This window comes from Rhodococcoides kyotonense (assembly GCF_900188125.1).
Classification (GTDB): domain Bacteria; phylum Actinomycetota; class Actinomycetes; order Mycobacteriales; family Mycobacteriaceae; genus Rhodococcoides; species Rhodococcoides kyotonense.
In genome coordinates this window covers 134,294-152,808 of the sequence record NZ_FZOW01000002.1, presented here as the reverse complement: position 1 = coordinate 152,808, position 18,515 = coordinate 134,294, and the positions used below count along the sequence as shown (strand labels likewise).

The following is an 18,515-nucleotide window of genomic DNA, read 5'->3' as shown; positions in this document are numbered from 1 at the left end:
TGTCGTCCCTCTCGTTTTCTGTTGCGATTCTTCGAAACGGTTTGTCTGCCTGATCTTTCGACGCGCGCAGGGCTAGCGGTGCCTGCTCCACGCCTCCCACAGCTCGCTGTACCGACCACGCCGGTCGATCAAGTTCTCGTGAGTTCCTTCTTCGACGATCGTCCCGTCGTGCATCAGTACGATCCGGTCGGCACGACGTGCCTGATCGAGGCGATGCGCCACTATCACCGCGCTGCGACCGACGAGGGCCGCCTCCGCTGCGCGTTCGAGTAGGCCTGCGCCGCTGCTGCCTGCGTCGGCAGTGGCTTCGTCGAGAATCGCCACCGGCGGGTCCGCCAGTACCAGCCTCGCCAGCGCCAGCTGTTGGGCTTGAATCGGCGTGAGCTGGTGGCCGCCTGCCCCGACGACGGTGTCGAGCCCATCCGGCAGCAGGTCGACCCACTCGCGGGCGAACACCGTGTCCAGTGCCGCGAGCTTCGTCGCATCGTCGGCACTGGGATCCGCCAAGGCGAGGTCGTCACGCAGCGGCCCGGCGAACACGTGGACCTCCTGCGTGATCAGTGTGACGCGGCGTGCTCGGTCGGTGTCGGATGCACCGGCGATGTCGACGGACCCGAAACCGATGCGTCCGGTGCCTGGCATCCGAACACCCGCGAGCAGTGCCGCCAGCGTCGTCTTCCCCGATCCCGACGCGCCGACCACGGCGACGGTCTCACCGGGTTCGACGCGGAAGTCGATCCCCCGCACGACGGGCCTGTCCGGCCGGTAGCCGAACGTGACGTTCCGCGCCTCGAGAGTTCCCGTCTTCGGAAGCGGAGTCGTATCGCCGGATTCGGTGTGACCCACCTGGATGACACCGACGATCCTGGCGAGTGAGGCGAGCGCGGATTGCAGTTCGTCGATGACGAGCAGAACGTCCTCGATCGGTTCGAACAGGCGCAGGAAGAACAGCACTGCCGTCGTCGTCGCGCCGACCGTCAACGCGTCGGCGCCGACGAGGTAGAACCCGATGATCAGAAGCGACGCCATTCCCACGTACTGCGCGGTGTTGAGCCGTCCGTAGAAGCGGTTCTGCACGATCCGCGCACGCATCGTCCACCGCACGACCTCCCACGAGTGAAGGCCGATGCGGCGCGCGAGCGACGGCGCCAGGTCGTACGCGTGGACTGTGCGCAACCCGTGGATCGAACCCAGAACATGTTGCGCGCGAACGCCCATCGCTGCTCGTTCGGCGGCATAGATCTCGGGTGCATTGCGCAGGTACCAGCGCACCGCGAACGCGTAGATGGGCACGATGACGACGAGTGCGGCGAGGAACCGCCAGTCCAACGCGGTCAGGCCGACCGCGGTCAGCAGGACGGTGAACAACGACGTCGACAGAGCGGGTACGACCGAGGTGATGGCGTTCGACACTTCTTCGACATCATCGGTCGCCCTCGATACGACGTCTCCGCTTCCGGCTTCTTCTACGCGTTCGAGAGGCAGACCGAGGCTCGACGTGAACATCTTCTCGCGAAGCCTGGCCAGCAGCGTCTCGAACAATCTCGACGACAGGACGACTCCGAGTGCGCTGAACGCCGCGAAGCCGAGTGCTGCGACGACCATGACGGCGCCGAGTACCCAGATACGGCCACCGGTGTTGCCTTCGACGACGGCGTCGACCATCAGGCCGAGCGCCCACGGTGCGACGAGTCCGAGTGCGGCTCCGACGATCATCGTCACCACGACGACCACAGACCTCAGGCCCTGACCGTGCATCGCGCGGCGCACCTCGGCCACGACGGCCGCACGATTCGCTATGGGGAGCGTTGTCCGTTCGATCGTGGTCGTCATCGCGACACCTCCAGTGCTGCACCGTCGGCGGAGAGCGGAACGACCGTCGAGGCCGCTGCAAGCAGTGCAGGCGACGACGTGAACACGATCGTGGTCCGGCCTTCACGTGCGGTCGTCATGCGTTCTGCAACAGCGGCTTCGGTCACGGAATCGACTGCCGACGTCGGCTCGATCAGAACGAGTACCGCCGGATCGGCCGCGAGCGCACGGGCAAGGGAGACGCGTTGACGCTGACCTCCGGACAACAACCTGCCCGCCTCACCCACCGGGGTGTCGAGGCCGTGGGGAAGAACATCGACGACGTCGTCGCACGCTGCGGCGAAGATCGCGCGTGCCACTGCATCCGAGTCCCTGCACACGGTGTCTGCTGCACTGTTCTCCGCAGCGATGTTCTCCGCCAGGGTGCCTTCGAAGAGATCGCTCTCGTGCGGTGCGACGAGCAACGTCGTGCGTCGATCGCCGTCGGACAGATCCGCCGCGTCGACACCTCCGACGGTCACGGTCCCTGCGGCCGGAGTAGCGAGACCGGCGAGCACGTCGGTGAGCTGTGCGGTGAGACCGGCATCGGCCTGGATCGCGAGAAATTCACCTTCGGGGACGCGCAGGTCCAGTGCACGCCGCGACCCGAGGACCACGCCGTCGAACCGGATCTCGAATCCTGTTGTCGCGCCGAGCCGGTCACTGTGACCCCGGGCGGGTGGCGCCTGGAGCACGGTCAGTACTCGTTCCGCCGACGCCACCGCCTGGGCCCAGATGGTGCCCGCGTTCGACGCGAACGCCTGCAGCGGACCCATGACGAACTGGGTGACGGCGACGACGGTGATCAATTGGCCGACCGTCATCGCGTCACCGAGCGCCATCAGACCGGCCGCGACGGCGACACCGGCGATGAACAGTCCGGCGACGGCTTCCATGGATCCGAGGTAGCCGGCGCGCGCCACACTCGCCTTCAATGTCTTGCGCAGTGCGCGTTCGCTCGCATCGAGATACCGAGTACCTGCCTGGTGTTCCGCACCGAGGCCCTTGACGATTCGGAATCCTCCGACGAGATCGGTTGCCGTGCCCGCGGCTTCACCGGCTGCCTGCTGCTCGTGCATGCTGCGTACCCGCAACGGTGAACCGGCTCGATCCATGAGCCACAGCATCAACGGTGTGGCGACGAGGATCGCGAGGCCGAGCGGCCACGAGATGTAGAGCAGAATCACTGCGGAGGCGACCACGGCAGCGAATTCCCCGACCGGATACACGACGATCGCGACGGCACTTGCCATTTGGCGCGCGTCGGACGTCGCGATGTTCAGCAACATGCCGGGTTGCCGCGCCGGACCCGCCATTCCCCTGGCGTCGAGAATGCGGTCGGTGATTCTGGTACGTACCTGATGCTGGATCGAGTTCATACCGAGAAAGCCGATGCGCGAACCGAATCGGTAGGTCACCGACACTCCCGCGTAGACCACACCGAGGACGAGCACCCACAGGACGAGCTGGCCGACGTCACCTGGTCCGATCGCACGGTCGACGGCGACACCCATGATCACCGGAACCAGTGCGGCACAGAGCTGATGAACGATGAGCAGCGCGCCGGCAGGCACGGTGTACTTCTTGGCCGCGAACATCGTTCGCCGAGTCAGCTCGCGCGCTGTCGTCGATTCGGTGACGACGATGTCGGCGGTCGCGATCGGCGTCGCGGGCGCTGCGAAATAGACGGGCAGTTTCATCAGTGTGTCAGTACCGAATCGAGCAGCGCGCGAGATGCCAGCGAGTCCACCAGCTCACCCGAACGCACCGCGATGTTCGACAGCAGCGACGACGTCAAGCCGTGCGAGTGCTCCGTACCGCCCTGCAAGTAGATGCCTCCGGTGACGCGCTCGGCGGTCCGCAACCGGTAGTCGCGCTCGAGCTCGGGTGTACCGTCCACGGCGAACCTGCACTCGTCGGCCAACGGCCCGAGAATTCTGCGCAGATCCAGCGGCCTGAAACCCGTTGCGAAAATCACTGCGTCACATTGCAACAACTCGTCGCGGCCGGTCGGACGGTGCCGAACGGTCACATCGACGCCACTCTCGGACGCGACAGGCGTCGACACTTCCGACGCACCGTGAACGAACAGTCGGCGGTCCCCCGTGACCCGCTCGGTGTACTCGCGGCCGTACAGATCCTCGATCAGCGGCAGGTCGACGGCCGAGTAATTGGTACTGCGGTGGTAGGCCATCAGCTGGGCACGCAATTGTGGTGTAGCCGAATAGAAGTCGTCGACGGCCTCCGGATCGAACACACGGTTCGCGTACGGGCTGTCGTCGGCGGGGCTGTACCCGTACTTGCTGATGACACCGTGCACTTCCGCGTCGGCGAACCGATCGTGCAGATGTGCGACGACCTCGGCGGCGCTCTGCCCTGCACCGACGACGACGAAGCGCCGATGATGAAGCGCCGGCAACGCGGACAGATGATCCAGCAGTCGGTGGTTGTGGAAGACACGGGGCGTCGTTTCCACACCGTCGGGCAGTTTCGGGGCGAGCCCACCTGCGAGGACGACGTTACGAGCACGCAGTACCCGCGTACTGCCGTCCGCACCGACGACGGCGACCTCGAACAGCTCACCGTTCCATGTCACGGACGTCGCCGACGTCGAGTAATGGACGTCGGCAGCGACCTTGTCGGCGGCCCACCTCAGGTAGTCGTGGAATTCGACCCTGGACGGAAAGAACGTCTGCAGATTGATGAAATGAGTGAGACGTCCACGGTGCGTGAGGTATTCGAGAAAGGTGAACTCGCTGCGGGAGTTACGCTGCGTCGCGAGGTCCTTCAGGAACGAGATCTGCATCGTCGCACCGGGAAGCAACATCCCGGCGTGCCAGCGAAACTCGGGCTGCCGTTCGACGAACGTAGCCGTCAGCCTGCGTCCTTCGGGGACCTCCGAGTTGTGCTCTTTCAGAGCGATCGCCAGGCCCAGATTCGACGGCCCGAATCCGACTCCCACGATGTCGACTACCTCGGAATGATCGCTCTCCATCAGCACAAGTCGTCCTCCGTCGAAGTGATTAACGTAGCCTAACCTATCGGAAGTCAGTCAGTTTAGGCTATGTGTCGTTCGACGAGGAATCGACCCATCGAGAAGAGGGACGTGATGAGCACTCAGGCGAGTACGACGGACGAATCGACAGGAGTCGGGACACCGCCACCGGGCGAGTTCGTATTGTCCCGTCCGCACGGAACAGTGACGGCGAGTGGCGTGCGCGGGCAGTTCGACGACGCCGGTGCAGCGGTCGCCGCCTTGCGCTCGGGGAACGTTGCGCAGGTCGCAGGCGCTCTCCCCTTCGCATCGGACGCACCGTGTGCCTTGACGTGGCCCGACCGATTCGTCTCGACGACGCAGCGATGGGTCCCGAGGAGGGCACTGACGCCGCTGCCGAACTTCGCCATCGACGAACTCCGCGAGGCCGAGCATCTCGATCGCGTGCGAACCGCGGTAGAGGTATTGCGTAGTGAACACAGCGCACTGCAGAAAGTCGTTCTCGCACGCACCCTCACGTTACGAGCAGATGCTTCCGCCGACCCCGATTCCGTTCTCGCAGCACTGGTGTCGGGCACACCGCACGGAAACGGATACCGGGTCGACCTCAGCGCAGCGGGCGGCCGTTTCGTCGGCAAGACCCTTGTCGGGTCCAGCCCCGAAGTGCTGATCCGCAAGCAGGGGTCCGTTGTCACTTGCCATCCGCTCGCCGGTTCGGCGCCCCGCCACACCGATCCACGCATCGACGACGACAACGGGCGTGCACTCGCGGAATCGAGCAAAGACCTGCGCGAACACGCATTCGTCGTCGATGCCATCCGCACGGCGTTGGCACCGTTCTGCAGCGAACTCGACATCCCGGACGTGCCGACGCTGACGACCACACCACAGCTGTGGCACCTGGGAACGCCGATTCGCGGCGTACTACGCGACCCCCAGGTGACGTCGCTCGAACTTGCCCTTGCTCTGCACCCGACCCCTGCCGTGTGCGGCACTCCCACCGAATTAGCCTATGCGTCGATCGATGAGCTCGAGGGTGACAGGGGCTTCTACGCGGGCGCCGTCGGCTGGTGCACTGCGGACGGCGACGGCGAATGGATGGTGGCGATTCGCTGTGCCGAGATCAGCAGCGACAGGAGAAGAGTCGACGCCTACGCCGGCGGAGGCATCGTCGCGCAGTCCGATCCCGACGCCGAACTGCAAGAGACCATCACCAAGTTCGGCACCGTTCTCGGTGCGTTGGGAGTGCAGCTGTGACGACGGTGGTAGTAGGGGCAGGTAAAGGAATCGGGCGCGCTGTCGCGCAATTGCTCGCTCGGTCCGGGCACGAGCTGGCACTGCTCGACGCCGACGCCACCGCGCTCGCAACGACCGCGCGCCTCCTCGGGGACTCGGTGATCCCCACGTACGACGTCGACGTACGGGACGCCTGTGCCGTCGACACCGCGATCGACGACATCGAGACATCACTGGGCCCGATCACCGGGCTCGCGCACGTCGCCGCGATCCTCGAGACGGGGTCGATACTGGACTCGGATCTCGGCGACTGGCGAAAGACATACGACGTCAACGTCTTCGGACTCCTCAACGTCGTCCGCAGTGTCGGACGTCCGATGCGGGAGCGGCGGTCCGGCTCGATCGTGCTCGTCGGTTCCAACGCCGCAGGCGTCCCGCGGATGTCGATGGGAGCGTACGGGTCGTCGAAGGCCGCCGCGACGATGCTCACCCGCATCCTCGGACTGGAGCTCGCGCAGTACGGCATTCGAGCCAATATCGTCGCGCCCGGCTCGACCGACACCGACATGCAGCGATCGCTGTGGGCCGATCCGGCCGACGACGCATTCGCACAGCCGGTCATCGACGGCGACCTCGCGACGTTCAAGGCCGGAATTCCTCTGGGCCGCATAGCTTCACCCGAGGACATCGCGGACTCGGTCGAGTTCCTTCTGTCCGACCGGGCGCGGCACATCACGATGCAGTCGCTCTATGTCGACGGCGGAGCGACGCTACGAGCCTGATCCGTCATCGTCGAGCAAGCGGAATGACCAGTGGCGTGTGTGATTCGGGATCGTCGATGATGCGGCACGGCAATCCGAACACCGACTCGACCAGCTCTGCCGTGATCACGTCGGTCGGCCTGCCCGACGTGACCACGTCGCCGTCCTTCATCGCGATGATGTGGTCGGCGTAGCGACATGCGTGGTTCAGATCGTGCAACACGGCGACCATCGTGTTGCCCTGTTCACGGTTGAGCTGCGAGCACAACTCCAGCAGATCGATCTGGTGGGCGATGTCGAGGAAGGTCGTCGGCTCGTCGAGCAACATCAGAGGCGTCTGCTGTGCGAGAACCATGGCAACCCAGACACGTTGACGCTGTCCGCCGGACAACTCGTCGACCAGGCGCCCGGAGAGGTCGGTGACTCCCGTCGCGTTCATCGCGAAGACAACGGCGGCCTCGTCCTCCTTCGACCACTGCCTGATCAGTTTCTGATGCGGATAGCGCCCTCGTGCAACGAGATCGGCGACGGAGATGCCGTCGGGTGCGATCGAGGTCTGAGGCAGGAGGCCGAGTCGTCGCGCAACTTCCTTCGCGGGGTACGACGAGATCGCCTTCCCGTCCAGCAGAACGGTACCCGCCTCGGGCTTCAGCAGACGCGAGAGTGCTCGCAGCAGAGTCGATTTGCCGCACGCGTTGGGGCCGACGATGACGGTGAACTTGCCGTCGGGAATCTCGACCGACAGGTTCTCGCTGATGATGCGCTTGTCGTACCCGATCGTCACGTTGTCCGCGTGCAGACGAGCCTTGGTCAACACCTGTGTCACTGTTTTCTACCTTCCCGAGCCAACAACCACACGAAATATGCGCCACCGATGGACACCGTCACGACGCCGACCGGAAGCTGGGTCGGCGCGAACAGCCGCTGCGCAGCCCAGTCGCTGAGCACCAACAGGAATGCGCCCATCACCGCCGACGGCAGCAGCGCGACTCCCGCAGTCTTGGTGAGGCGACGCACCAGCTGGGGTGCGGCGAGCGCGATGAACGAAATCGGTCCTGCTGCAGCGGTAACCAGCGCAGTCAGTGCGACGCCCAGCACCATGAGAATCAAGCGCGTGGGTTCGGCGCGAATGCCGAGCGCCTTGGCCGCGTCGTCGCCCATCTCGAGCATCGGGAGACGCTTCGCGACGACGGCGATCGTCGGGGTGAGCACCGCCAACACGATCAGAACAGGTCCGACCTGTGCCCACCCGAGTCCGTTCAGACTGCCCGCACCCCACACGGCCGCGGCCATGGCGTCGGCGAGATCCGCTTTGATGATCAGCCATGTGTTGACCGACGCGAGGATGGCGCTGATCGCGATACCGACGATGATCAGCCGGAAGCCTTGCACACCGCGCTTGAATGCCAAGAGATACACCACTGCGGCAGTGCAGATTCCGCCGATCAGCGCGCCTGCACCGGTCTGGTAGTAACCACCGCCGAGGGTCAGGATGACGATCAACGCGCCGGTGTAGGCGCCGGTGTCGAAGCCGATAATGTCGGGGCTGCCCAACGGGTTTCGCGTCAGCGATTGGAAGATCGCACCCGAAACGCCCAGGGCGCCACCGAGAAGCAGTGCCAACGCGACCCGCGGGAACCGCCATTCCATGACGACAAGTTCGGTGAACCGCGGCGCGTCGGAGAAGATGGCCTGCAGAACATCGCCGGGCGGCACGTAGTAGTCACCGGTTCCGAGGGCGATCACGGCCACGAACAACGACAACAGCACGAGGATCGAACAGACGACGACGGTCCGGACGTCGATGCGTCCGTTGATCTTGTCGTCGGCAAGCCGGAGGATGCGGATCCTGCGACCGAAGTCGACGTCGGTCTCCTGATCGGGCTTCACGACACTCACAGTCCGCTCACCTTCTTGCGGCGGACGAGGAGAATGAGGACCGGTGCGCCGACGAACGCGGTGACGATCCCGACCTGCAACTCACCCGGACGGATGACGATGCGCCCGACGACGTCGGACAGCAGAAGCAGGCACGGCGCGGCAGCGACGGTGTACAGCAGGATCCATCGCTGGTCGGGTCCGACGAACCACCGCACCATGTGCGGGATCATCAGGCCGACGAACCCGATGGGCCCGGCCGCCGCAGTGGCAGCGCCGGCGAGCAACGTGACGGCGATGACGCCGATCACCCTGGTGCTCTTCACTTTGGCGCCGAGTGACTGCGCGAGGTCGTCGCCCAGTGCGATTGCGTTCAGAGGCCGAGCGATGACGATCGCAAGTATCAATCCGAGAGCGATGAACGGCCCGACCGCCAGCGAGATGTCGAGTCCGCGGCCGGACAGCGAGCCTGCTCCCCAGAACCGCATCTTGTCGAACGCCTCGGGATCGAGCAGCAACATGCCCGACGTGACGCCGCCCAGCACGGCAGCGAGCGCAATTCCCGCCAGTGTCAATCGAATCGGTGTTGCTCCCGCGCGCCCCATCGAGCCGAGCGCATAGACGGCGACCGTCGCGAGGATGGCGCCGAGGAACGCGAACCAGATGTACGACCAGATGCCGGTGAAGCCGAACACTCCGACGGCCAGTGCGACGAAGAACGCGGCGCCTGCGTTGACTCCCAGAATGCCGGGGTCTGCCAACGGGTTTCGTGTCATCGCCTGAATGAGGGCGCCGCTGACACCGAGCGCGATTCCGACGATCAGGCCGAGCACCGTTCGCGGAACCCGTAGTTCGCGAATGATGACGGCGTTGTTGGAGTCGTCGTACGCGAACAGGCCGTTCCAGACCTCGTTCAGCGGAATGGATTTGGTGCCGACAGCAATGCTGAGCAAGCAGATGCCGGCCAGCAGCCCGACAACGACGATCAGCCCGAGGGTGCGTCGAGCGTTGGTCTTGGCAAGGCCGCCCGGGGTCGTCGGACTCTCGAGCTGCCCAGCGACCGGCTCCTCCAGATGACCGGGGTCACCCGTCTTGCTCGCTACCTGCGTCATGCATGCACTCCCGAGATCACCACCGCGGCGGGCACCGACAGTCTTGTTCCCTGGTCAGCGCACCTCCCGCCCGAATTAGGTATACCTTACACACCTCGGTTCGGGGTCGGAGTCCGCCCTGTCAGCGGAGGGCGGCCGAGATCTCTGCGGCCGTCGCGTCGAGTTCGGGACGGGACGGCGTCGTCGGACGCGCACGAAGTCCGAAGCCGTCGCCCGACGTTCTCGGAATGACATGGAGATGGACGTGGAAGATTTCCTGCCCCGCGACCGTGCCGTCGGCGAGGAAGAAATTCACACCCGCCACGCGTGGGTTGCTCGCCCGCACCGCCGCTGCGATCTTCTGCCCGACGACGAACAGATGCGCACCGACGTCGGGTTCCAACTCGGCCAGAGAGCGCGCCTGCTGCCTCGGCACGACGAGGACATGTCCGCTCGTCAGGGGGCGGATGTCCATGAACGCGACGACTGTGTCGTCCTCGTACACCCGCGACGACGCGGCAGTTCCAGCGATGATCTCCGAGAAAATCGTGTACGGGTTCATGGGACAACAGCCTAATTCGGGGTCCACTCCCGGCTGGAACTGCAGGGCCGGAAGCCCGCGACTAGAGTTCTGCCATGGGTTTGATCGGTGGTGTTCTGTTCGACATCGACGGCGTGCTGGTCACGTCGTGGAAGCCCGTTGCCGGGGCCGCGGAGACGCTGGAGTACCTGAGCAGCAACGACATCGCGCGCGCGTTCCTGACGAACACCACGTCCAAGACTCGTTCTCAGATCGCCGACGCCCTCACCGAGGTGGGTATGTCGGTGCATGCCGACGAGATCGTCACCGCCGCGTCGCTCACCGCCGATCACCTGCGCGAGACGTATCCGGGAGCGCGGACGGTCGTCGTCAACAACGGCGACATCACCAGTGACATGCCGGGAATCGAGTTCGTCGACGAGGACGCGGGAGACCCCGATGTCGTCGTCGTCGGCGGGGCCGGTCCCGAGTTCACGCACGAACGCCTGAGCCGCGTCTACGACTGGCTGTGCCGCGGCATCCCCGTCGTCGCCATGCACCGGAGTCTGATGTGGACGACGGGTGACGGCCTGCGCATCGACACCGGCATGTACCTGGCCGGCATGGAGAAGGCGTCAGGACACAAGGCCAAAGCCGTCGGAAAGCCTGCGCCGCTTGGCTTTCAGACCGCAGCCGAACGCATGGGCGTCGATCCGGAGGATGTCATCATGGTCGGCGACGACCTGGACAACGACGTATTGGCCGCCCAGGTCGTCGGGATGACGGGTGTTCTCGTGCGCACCGGCAAGTTCCAGCAGGACGTCCTCGACCGACGCACGAAGCAGGAGTTCGGACTTCAGCCGAATCACGTCATCGATTCGGTCGCGGATCTGCCGGATCTGTTGCGCTGACGCGCCCGTGCGTGCGTAGTGACAACGGAGACCAACTCTGCACGCACAGGCGGCGCAGCCGCATCAGAGAATCGGCGACGGCGTGTACTTCGCTCCGGCGGGGAACTGGTGCAGCAGGTTCTCGACCTCGGACACCACCGCGGCGACCTGAGATTCCGCGGAACCGATGAACGCCGACTTGTCGGCCAATGCCTCGTCGAGGCCCTTCCGGTCGAGCGGGATGCGGTCGTCGGCGGCGAGGCGGTCGAGCAGATCGGGTTCCTTGCCCTGCTCACGCATCGCGAGTGCGACGGCGACGGCATGTTCCTTGATCGCCTCGTGTGCGGTCTCGCGGCCGACACCCGCGCGCACCGACGCCATGAGCACCTTGGTCGTCGCGAGGAACGGCAAGTAGCGCTCGAGCTCTTTCGCGATGACAGCCGGGTAGGCGCCGAATTCGGCGAGCACGGTCAGGAAGGTCTCGATCATGCCGTCGATGGCGAAGAACGCATCGGGCAGCGCGACGCGGCGCACGACCGAACAGAAGACGTCGCCCTCGTTCCATTGCGCGCCTGCGAGTTCCGCGGCCATCGATGCGTACCCGCGCAACACGACCTGCAGTCCGTTGACACGTTCGCACGAGCGAGTGTTCATCTTGTGCGGCATCGCCGACGAGCCGACCTGGCCCGGCTGGAACCCCTCGGTGACGAGTTCGTGGCCTGCCATCAGGCGGATGGTGTGTGCGAACGAGGACGGGCCTGCGCCGACCTGGACCAGCGCGGACAGAACGTCGTGATCGAGCGAACGCGGGTACACCTGGCCGACGCTCGTGAGCACGTGGCGGAAACCGAGGTGATCGGCGACGAGGCGTTCGAGCGCCGTGAGCTTCGACGCGTCCCCACCGAACAGGTCGAGCATGTCCTGGCTCGTTCCCATCGGGCCCTTGATGCCGCGCAGCGGGTAACGCGAGATGAGCTCCTGCAGACGCGCGAGCGCGAGGAGCAGTTCGTCGGCAGCGGATGCGAATCGCTTGCCGAGCGTCGTGGCCTGCGCGGCGACGTTGTGGCTGCGCCCTGCCATGACGATGGACGAGTACTCGGCTGCACGCTCGGCGAGCCGCGCGGCGACGGCGACTCCGTGCGCGTGGACGTGTTCGAGCGAGCGCAGGATCTGCAGCTGTTCGACGTTCTCGGTGAGGTCGCGGCTCGTCAGACCCTTGTGGATGTGCTCGTGACCGGCGAGGGCGTTGAACTCCTCGATCCGTGCCTTGACGTCGTGACGGGTGACGCGTTCGCGGTCGGCGATCGATGCGAGATCGACCTGCTCGAGGACGCGTTCGTAGTCGGCGATCGCCGCGGACGGCACGTCGACGCCCAGTGAGGACTGGGCTTTGAGGACGGCGATCCACAGCTGTCGTTCGAGGACGATCTTGTGTTCCGGAGACCAGAGGGCCACCAATTCGGGGCTGGCGTAACGGGTGGCGAGGACATTCGGAATGGTCACGGGAGTCCAGTTTAGCGGCGCGCCTTCAGCCGGCTGGTGCCACCACGTCGATGACCTCGAGCAGCATGCTTCGTGCCATCGCGCGAGGTTCCGGGTCGACCTCGCCGAGCGCTCCGACGACGGCCCCGTCGACGACGGCGACGAGCCGTCGTAACTGCGGCTCACCGACCGTGCGACCCGCCCTGCGCAGGACGTCGGTCAGCAGGTCGTCGATCTGTGAGCGAAGCCGAAGCTGCACTTCGCGTAGTTCGGGGTGCCGCGCCGACGCGATGAATCGCTCGTAGCGTGCGATCAGCCGTTCACGTCCTTCCCCCTGCCCGTCCTCGGGGCCGATGAGCAGATCGACGATGAGCTCGACCGTCGACTCCAGGTCCGTGTGGGGTGTGCCGAGCCTGTCGACTCGGCCGCGCATGACTTCCAACTCGCGGTGGCCGAGGACTTCGACAGCGCACGCGATCAGGTCGTCGAGAGATCCGAAGTAGTACGTCGTCGACGCCAACGGAAGTCCGGCCCGCGTCGCCACGGCCCGATGACGCACGGCGTCGAAGCCGCCTTCGACGAGCAGGTCGGCCGCGGCGCAGGACAACGCGTGTCGACGGCGGACTCCTTTCGGAGTGGCACCCGACACCTTGTGCGGCGTTCCGGCGGGACCAACGGACATTCGAGTCATCGTGCCAGTCCTCGGTGTCGTGTTCGACCGAAAACGCGGCTTTTGCTCGTGTGGAATCGTGAAGACCATGCACCACGCAACCATCGACCTACGTTCGGACACCGTCACCCGCCCCGACGCCGCGATGCGAGCGGCGATGGCCGACGCGGAAGTGGGCGACGACGTTCTCGACCACGACCCGACGATGGCCGCGCTCGAGGAGCGCGTCGCATCGATGCTCGGCTACGACGCGGCGCTGTGGGTGCCGAGCGGGACGATGTCGAACGTCATCGCTCTGATGATTCATCTACGACGCGGCGACGCGTTTCTCGCACCCGAGCACGCGCACGTCCTCGGCTCCGAACTCGGCACGGCCGCGTGGCTGGCGCAGGGAATGCCGCAGGTACTCCCCCACGACGCCGGGCCTGGCAGGCCGACCGCCGCGACCGTTCGCGCGGCTGCCGGCGGCCCAGGACCGTACTTCACGCTGAACACGCAGCTGCTGTGTCTCGAGAACACGCACAACTTCGCGGGCGGCGCGGTCTTCGACGCGCAGGAGTGGAACGAATTGCTGGGCGCAGCAAGGGAATCGGGTTTGCTCGTACACCTCGACGGTGCCCGTGTGTGGAATGCAGCGGCCGCTCTCGGCGTCGAACCGGGTGTCCTGACGCGCGGCGCGGACACCGTATCGGTCTGTCTCAGCAAGGGTCTCGGTGCGCCGGTCGGCTCGGTTCTGGTGTCGGATGCCGCCCGCATCACCGAGGCCAGACGTATCCGCAAGATGCTCGGCGGCGGTGTCCGTCAGGGCGGTGTCCTGGCCGCGGCCGGACTGCTCGCGCTGGACAATGTCGACTCGCTCGCCCAGGACCACTCGAATGCGCGACTGCTCGCCGACGGTCTCCGCGAGCGCGGGTGGGACGTCGCCGAACCACAGACCAACATCGTCCTGGCGACGGTTCCGGACCCAGCGGCCTCGGTGGCCGAGCTGGCCGCGTCGGGAATCGCTGCGGTGACCGTCGCCGGGAAGGTGCGGTTCGTGACGCACCGGGACGTCTCGGAAGCCGATGTCCGTGAGGCGTTGGCGCGCCTCTCGCCCGTGCGCGCGTAGCGCCCTCGCCCTACCGGCCGAACACGGGTGCGAGGCGCTCCAATGCCGAGCGCATGTCCGCAGTCGCGCCCGCGAACGAGAACCGAATCGTGTGGTGGCCGTGCACGGTGTCGAAGTCGACGCCGGGCGCGATCGCCACGCCCGTCTCCGCGAGTACCTGCTCGCACCACGCCCGCGAGTCCTGCGTCAGGTGGCCCACGTCGGCGTAGGCGTAGAACGCCCCGTCGGCCGGTGCGAGGTCGGTGACACCGAGGGTAGCCAGACCGTCGAGCAGAATCCCTCGGTTGACGGCATATCTCTGCACGTGGCCGTCGAGTTCGGCGCGGGAGGCGTCCGTGAATGCGGCAATCGCGGCAACCTGCGAGATCGCGGGCGGGCACACGGTCATGTTCGACGCGAGCCTCTCGACGGCCCGGTGCAAATACCTCGGTATCAGCATCCAGCCGAGCCGCCAGCCCGTCATCGAGAAGTACTTCGACACCGATCCGACGACGACGGATTCCCTCGACGTCGCCCAGGCACTCGACGTCGTCACGTCGCCGTACGAGATGCCGTGGTAGATCTCGTCGGAGATCAACAGGGTGCCGTGCGCGTCGCACCAGCGTGCGATCGCGGCGAGTTCGTCGGCCTCGATGATCGTGCCCGTCGGATTGGCCGGGCTCGCGATGATCAGCCCCTTCGGCGGCTCGGGAAGGGCGTCGAGCATCTGCACCGTCGGTTGGAATCTGGACTCCGCGCCACAATCGAGTTCGACGACGCGGCATCCCAACGCCGCCAACGTGTTTCGGTACGCCGGATATCCCGGGCGGGCCATCACCACGGTATCGCCGATATCGAACGCGGCGAGGAACAACAGCGTGAACGCGCCCGACGAGCCGGTGGTCACGACGACGTCGTCCGGATCGACGGTCGCCCCGATCTCCTCCGAGTGATACGCCGCGATCGCCTCGCGTAGTGGGAGAATGCCGAGGGTCTCGGTGTAGCCGAGCAGGTGCGCGTCGAGCGCGTCGCGCGTCGCCTGCAGAACCGGAGCAGGCGCGGGTGTCGACGGCTGTCCCGCCGCGAGCGACAGCACGTCTCCGTGCGTCCGCGTCCGCACGGCTGCAGCTTTGAACACGTCCATCACGTGAAACGGTTCGATCTCGGATCTTCTCGATGGAGTTCTTCTCGACGGGGTGACCACACCGGAAAGGCTATCCGGGCCGCACCTGACGCAACGCGACGTGGTCGGCACGGAAATGGCTGTATCCGACGGCACGGGCCTCACCGGCCGCGTCGAAGTAGACGATCTCGCGCACGAGCAGCGGGCTCGACTCCTCGACTGCGAGGATCCCGGCGGTGCGCTCGTCGCACCTCACCGCTTCGATCGACACGCTCGACCTGCCACGCGCAACGCCGAACATACGCTGGAAGAAGTCGTCGAACGGCACCGTCCGTCCTGCTGTGTTCATCGCAAGAACACGAGCCGACAACTCGTCGTCGTCGAGTCGGTGGTACGTCGTCTGCAGCAGAAACGGGACGGTCCCTCGCCGCACCGTCTGCTCGATCATCAGAACCTCGGCCGAATCGACCGCGAGCTTGGCACGCAGCAACGGCGTGGACGGAACGATCGAATACTCCAGCTCGTCGACGACGATCGCATCGACGACCTCTCGGTCGGGCAATGTCTCGTCGAACGACACACCGATGTGCACACCACCTCGTGTGCAGCGCCGGGCAAGACGGGTGTCGTTCATCGGACAGTCCTTCCGTAGTCCCTTGATTTTGGAGAGACTCTCTAAAAACTGCTCGGTTTGTGACTTATCAGACAGTCTCCGCCGTGCACACACCCCCGCCCTGGCCGACAATGAATTCGGTGCGTCGCGTGCGCCGCATCAGGAGGCCGGGAACCCATGACCAAGAATGCATTCGACCGCGAAGCAGCCGCTCTGCTACGCAAACGTCAGGATGCGGAACGCGCGAAATACATGTCGGCTCAGCGCAGAACAGCGCCGGGACTGCACAACTCGCCGCACCGCGCCTACGAGCAGCTGCGCTCCGCCATCCGGACCCGCTCCGGAATGCCCGACGGTCCACTCGTCGAAACGGCATTGATCAAGTCCTACAGCGTCAACCGCAACACGCTACGTACGGCGCTGCAGATGCTCGCATCCGACGGCTTGCTTCGTCGCGAGCGACGCACGGGCACCGTCGTCGCACGACACGTGCAGGAGTTCACCGACATCGAGATCGTCGGTCGCCGAGGCACGTCGGAGTCGGACGACGGAACGGTCGTCATGCAGGATCTTCACCGCTCGATCGACGAGCTTCCTCCGTTCGCCCGCACGCGATTCGACACCGACGCCGAACTGCTGTTCACGTACGAGCAGCTCGCGTCCGTCGACGGCGAGCCCTTGTTCACACATTCGGGATTCATACCGCTCGGCCGCGATCACGACGAGTTCTTCGACCGAGTTCGCCTGCTGGGCAACACCCCTCGACCACTCGGTAACGCCTTCGCTCGACTGTTCGGACGCCCGCTCGCCGAGACGGAAATCGACATCGAAGCCACCCCCGCCGACGCCGACACCGCAGCACTGCTGCGGATCGATGTCGGCGCACCGCTTCTGCTGCGAGAGATGACACAGCGCGACGTCGACGGCGTCGTCCGTCAGGTCACCTTCACGCAGTTCCGCGGCGATCGAGTGGCCCTGACGTCCGAAGTGCCGTAGACGAACTCAGAACGCCAGCAGGTTCCCGCGGAACGTGTCGTGACTGTAGGAGTCCCGCACCACTCCGCGCTTACGCAGAGCCGGTGCCAACCCGTCGGCGATCTGTGCGATGTTGTTTCGCGTCACCGACGACGCGATGAGGTAGCCGTCGCCGCCTGCCTCCTGCATGTATTCGTCCATCAGTCCGGCTACGTGTTCCGGAGTGCCGACCAGTTCGACCGACTCCGCGATCTGGCGCTTCTGCACGGCTTCACGAATCGTCTTGCCCGCGCGGGCGAGATCTTCCATCGTGCTCTTGTGCCCGTTGTTGTCGGACAGATCCGGGAACGGCCCGTCGATATCGAACTGAGAGAAGTCGATGCTGGTGAAGTACGACATTCCGGCCATCATTGCATCGATGTTGGACGCCTGGGCCTCACGGATCTTGTCGCGCTTGGCGATGGCCTCTTCGTTCGAGTCGGCGAGGATCGGCGACACCAGATACAACACCTTCGCTTCGTCGGCCTTGCGACCGTATTTCAACATCCGGGACGTGATGTCGGACCTGTAGTTCTTCATTCCTTCGACACCCTTGGGCGCCGCGATGATGGTGTCGGCGTACTGCGCGCCGAAATCCTTACCAGCCGGAGAGCCGCCGGCCTGACAGATCACAGGATGCCGCTGTGGCCCTGGAATGGTGTTGAGCGGTCCACGCGAGCGGAAGTACTTGCCTTCGAAGTCCACGGTGTGGATCTTCTCGTGATCGGCGAAGACTCCCGCCTCCTCGTCCATGATCACCGCGTCGGCCTCCCACGAGTCCCACAGCTGCGTCACCACGTCCGCCCATTCGGCGGCCATCGCATAGCGCTCGTCGTGCTCGACGTGCTGCGTCAGACCGTAGTTCTGCGCAGCCTGATGGGGGCTCGCCGTCACGAGATTCATCCCGACGCGGCCGTCGGTCACGTGATCGAGTGTCGAGAACAGGCGCGCCGCGAGGAACGGCGGGTAGAACGTCGTGGCCAGAGTCGCGATGATGCCGATGTTCTTCGTCGCCTGCGCGATCAACGGTACGAGCGGCATCGGATCGAACCGAATCGTGCCTCCGTTCTTCACCGAGGACTCGAACGTCCCCTTGTAGATGTTCGGCAACACGGACGAATCCTCGAGCATCATGTAGTCGAAGCCCGCACGTTCGAGCGACTGCGCCATGTCGACGAACAGATGCGGTTTGCCGATGTCCGCGCGAACGTTGCCGGACCACCGGTCGTTCCAGCCGTACACGCCGAATCCGGTCTGTAGAAACCACCCCATGTGAAACACGTGAAACTCTCCTTCGATTGGCA

The 18,515-nt window shown here is 65.3% G+C and carries 17 protein-coding genes; 5 read left to right on the top strand and 12 right to left on the bottom strand.

Translation table 11 applies throughout. The annotated features are described in order from the left end of the window. Nucleotides 1-72: 72 nt before the first annotated feature. Genes CHB96_RS03565 through CHB96_RS03555 form a run of 3 tightly spaced genes read right to left on the bottom strand, consistent with a single transcriptional unit; the run spans nucleotide 73 to nucleotide 4,846 of the window. Entirely contained in the window at nucleotides 73-1,833 is a 1,761-nt protein-coding gene (locus CHB96_RS03565; RefSeq protein WP_089243220.1) for an ABC transporter ATP-binding protein, read from the bottom strand. Continuing rightward, nucleotides 1,830-3,551 (bottom strand): ABC transporter ATP-binding protein, encoded by a 1,722-nt coding sequence (locus tag CHB96_RS03560; RefSeq protein WP_089243219.1) that lies wholly within the window; start codon nucleotides 3,549-3,551, stop codon nucleotides 1,830-1,832. Before CHB96_RS03560 ends, CHB96_RS03565 begins: the two co-directional genes overlap by 4 nt. Beyond that, nucleotides 3,551-4,846 carry a lysine N(6)-hydroxylase/L-ornithine N(5)-oxygenase family protein gene (locus tag CHB96_RS03555; protein ID WP_089243218.1) on the bottom strand — a complete coding sequence of 432 codons (1,296 nt, stop codon included), beginning with the start codon at nucleotides 4,844-4,846 and terminating at the stop codon, nucleotides 3,551-3,553. Before CHB96_RS03555 ends, CHB96_RS03560 begins: the two co-directional genes overlap by 1 nt. A gap of 114 nt (nucleotides 4,847-4,960) precedes the next feature. Here CHB96_RS03555 and CHB96_RS03550 point away from each other — a divergent pair, with 114 nt between their 5' ends. Further along, nucleotides 4,961-6,103, top strand: coding sequence for an isochorismate synthase (locus CHB96_RS03550; RefSeq protein ID WP_089243217.1), 1,143 nt, complete (start codon nucleotides 4,961-4,963; stop codon nucleotides 6,101-6,103). Further along, nucleotides 6,100-6,864 carry an SDR family oxidoreductase gene (locus tag CHB96_RS03545; RefSeq protein ID WP_089243216.1) on the top strand — a complete coding sequence of 255 codons (765 nt, stop codon included), beginning with the start codon at nucleotides 6,100-6,102 and terminating at the stop codon, nucleotides 6,862-6,864. The genes CHB96_RS03550 and CHB96_RS03545 overlap by 4 nt, the downstream gene beginning before the upstream one ends. A 4-nt stretch (nucleotides 6,865-6,868) precedes the next feature. On the opposite strand, the gene CHB96_RS03540 is transcribed toward CHB96_RS03545, so the two are convergent. From CHB96_RS03540 to CHB96_RS03525, 4 genes are all read right to left on the bottom strand, one after another. Next, entirely contained in the window at nucleotides 6,869-7,660 is a 792-nt protein-coding gene (locus tag CHB96_RS03540) for an ABC transporter ATP-binding protein (RefSeq protein WP_089243846.1), read from the bottom strand. A 5-nt stretch (nucleotides 7,661-7,665) separates the two neighbouring features. After that, nucleotides 7,666-8,742, bottom strand: coding sequence for a FecCD family ABC transporter permease (locus CHB96_RS03535; RefSeq protein WP_371828980.1), 1,077 nt, complete (start codon nucleotides 8,740-8,742; stop codon nucleotides 7,666-7,668). Then, a complete protein-coding gene (locus tag CHB96_RS03530) occupies nucleotides 8,739-9,833 on the bottom strand; it encodes a FecCD family ABC transporter permease (RefSeq protein ID WP_089243215.1) in 1,095 nt (364 codons plus the stop codon). Before CHB96_RS03530 ends, CHB96_RS03535 begins: the two co-directional genes overlap by 4 nt. Nucleotides 9,834-9,954: 121 nt before the next feature. Further along, nucleotides 9,955-10,374, bottom strand: coding sequence for an HIT family protein (locus CHB96_RS03525; RefSeq protein WP_089243214.1), 420 nt, complete (start codon nucleotides 10,372-10,374; stop codon nucleotides 9,955-9,957). A gap of 74 nt (nucleotides 10,375-10,448) precedes the next feature. Between CHB96_RS03525 and CHB96_RS03520 the strand changes: the two genes are divergently transcribed. Continuing rightward, nucleotides 10,449-11,243 (top strand): HAD-IIA family hydrolase, encoded by a 795-nt coding sequence (locus tag CHB96_RS03520; protein ID WP_089243213.1) that lies wholly within the window; start codon nucleotides 10,449-10,451, stop codon nucleotides 11,241-11,243. 63 nt (nucleotides 11,244-11,306) lie between these two features. On the opposite strand, the gene purB is transcribed toward CHB96_RS03520, so the two are convergent. Then, nucleotides 11,307-12,725 carry an adenylosuccinate lyase gene (gene purB / locus CHB96_RS03515; protein WP_089243212.1) on the bottom strand — a complete coding sequence of 473 codons (1,419 nt, stop codon included), beginning with the start codon at nucleotides 12,723-12,725 and terminating at the stop codon, nucleotides 11,307-11,309. Nucleotides 12,726-12,750: 25 nt separating this feature from the next. Further along, nucleotides 12,751-13,395 (bottom strand): TetR/AcrR family transcriptional regulator, encoded by a 645-nt coding sequence (locus CHB96_RS03510; RefSeq protein WP_371828979.1) that lies wholly within the window; start codon nucleotides 13,393-13,395, stop codon nucleotides 12,751-12,753. 67 nt (nucleotides 13,396-13,462) lie between these two features. Between CHB96_RS03510 and CHB96_RS03505 the strand changes: the two genes are divergently transcribed. Further along, a complete protein-coding gene (locus CHB96_RS03505; protein ID WP_089243840.1) occupies nucleotides 13,463-14,482 on the top strand; it encodes a threonine aldolase family protein in 1,020 nt (339 codons plus the stop codon). 10 nt (nucleotides 14,483-14,492) lie between these two features. On the opposite strand, the gene CHB96_RS03500 is transcribed toward CHB96_RS03505, so the two are convergent. Next, the gene (locus CHB96_RS03500) at nucleotides 14,493-15,605 is read right to left on the bottom strand and encodes a pyridoxal phosphate-dependent aminotransferase (protein ID WP_089243211.1); all 1,113 of its coding nucleotides are present in this window, start codon (nucleotides 15,603-15,605) and stop codon (nucleotides 14,493-14,495) included. Between the two features lie 70 nt (nucleotides 15,606-15,675). Continuing rightward, nucleotides 15,676-16,218 carry a UTRA domain-containing protein gene (locus tag CHB96_RS03495; protein WP_089243210.1) on the bottom strand — a complete coding sequence of 181 codons (543 nt, stop codon included), beginning with the start codon at nucleotides 16,216-16,218 and terminating at the stop codon, nucleotides 15,676-15,678. 156 nt (nucleotides 16,219-16,374) lie between these two features. Here CHB96_RS03495 and CHB96_RS03490 point away from each other — a divergent pair, with 156 nt between their 5' ends. After that, nucleotides 16,375-17,193, top strand: coding sequence for a GntR family transcriptional regulator (locus tag CHB96_RS03490; protein ID WP_089243209.1), 819 nt, complete (start codon nucleotides 16,375-16,377; stop codon nucleotides 17,191-17,193). Nucleotides 17,194-17,199: 6 nt separating this feature from the next. Here CHB96_RS03490 and CHB96_RS03485 read toward each other — a convergent pair whose 3' ends face one another. Continuing rightward, on the bottom strand, nucleotides 17,200-18,483 hold the full coding sequence (locus CHB96_RS03485; RefSeq protein WP_245865260.1) for an NtaA/DmoA family FMN-dependent monooxygenase: 1,284 nt from the start codon (nucleotides 18,481-18,483) through the stop codon (nucleotides 17,200-17,202). Nucleotides 18,484-18,515 lie beyond the last annotated feature (32 nt).

What these genes read in the sequence shown, in the direction of transcription:
- CHB96_RS03550 (WP_089243217.1), top strand. Translation starts at nt 4,961, where the DNA reads ATGAGCACTCAGGCGAGTACGACGGACGAATCGACAGGAGTCGGGACA.
- CHB96_RS03485 (WP_245865260.1), bottom strand. Translation starts at nt 18,483, where the DNA reads ATGGGGTGGTTTCTACAGACCGGATTCGGCGTGTACGGCTGGAACGAC.
- CHB96_RS03555 (WP_089243218.1), bottom strand. Translation starts at nt 4,846, where the DNA reads ATGGAGAGCGATCATTCCGAGGTAGTCGACATCGTGGGAGTCGGATTC.
- CHB96_RS03530 (WP_089243215.1), bottom strand. Translation starts at nt 9,833, where the DNA reads ATGACGCAGGTAGCGAGCAAGACGGGTGACCCCGGTCATCTGGAGGAG.
- CHB96_RS03565 (WP_089243220.1), bottom strand. Translation starts at nt 1,833, where the DNA reads ATGACGACCACGATCGAACGGACAACGCTCCCCATAGCGAATCGTGCG.
- CHB96_RS03520 (WP_089243213.1), top strand. Translation starts at nt 10,449, where the DNA reads ATGGGTTTGATCGGTGGTGTTCTGTTCGACATCGACGGCGTGCTGGTC.
- CHB96_RS03510 (WP_371828979.1), bottom strand. Translation starts at nt 13,395, where the DNA reads ATGACTCGAATGTCCGTTGGTCCCGCCGGAACGCCGCACAAGGTGTCG.
- CHB96_RS03495 (WP_089243210.1), bottom strand. Translation starts at nt 16,218, where the DNA reads ATGAACGACACCCGTCTTGCCCGGCGCTGCACACGAGGTGGTGTGCAC.
- CHB96_RS03525 (WP_089243214.1), bottom strand. Translation starts at nt 10,374, where the DNA reads ATGAACCCGTACACGATTTTCTCGGAGATCATCGCTGGAACTGCCGCG.
- CHB96_RS03490 (WP_089243209.1), top strand. Translation starts at nt 16,375, where the DNA reads ATGACCAAGAATGCATTCGACCGCGAAGCAGCCGCTCTGCTACGCAAA.
- CHB96_RS03560 (WP_089243219.1), bottom strand. Translation starts at nt 3,551, where the DNA reads ATGAAACTGCCCGTCTATTTCGCAGCGCCCGCGACGCCGATCGCGACC.
- CHB96_RS03500 (WP_089243211.1), bottom strand. Translation starts at nt 15,605, where the DNA reads ATGGACGTGTTCAAAGCTGCAGCCGTGCGGACGCGGACGCACGGAGAC.
- CHB96_RS03505 (WP_089243840.1), top strand. Translation starts at nt 13,463, where the DNA reads ATGCACCACGCAACCATCGACCTACGTTCGGACACCGTCACCCGCCCC.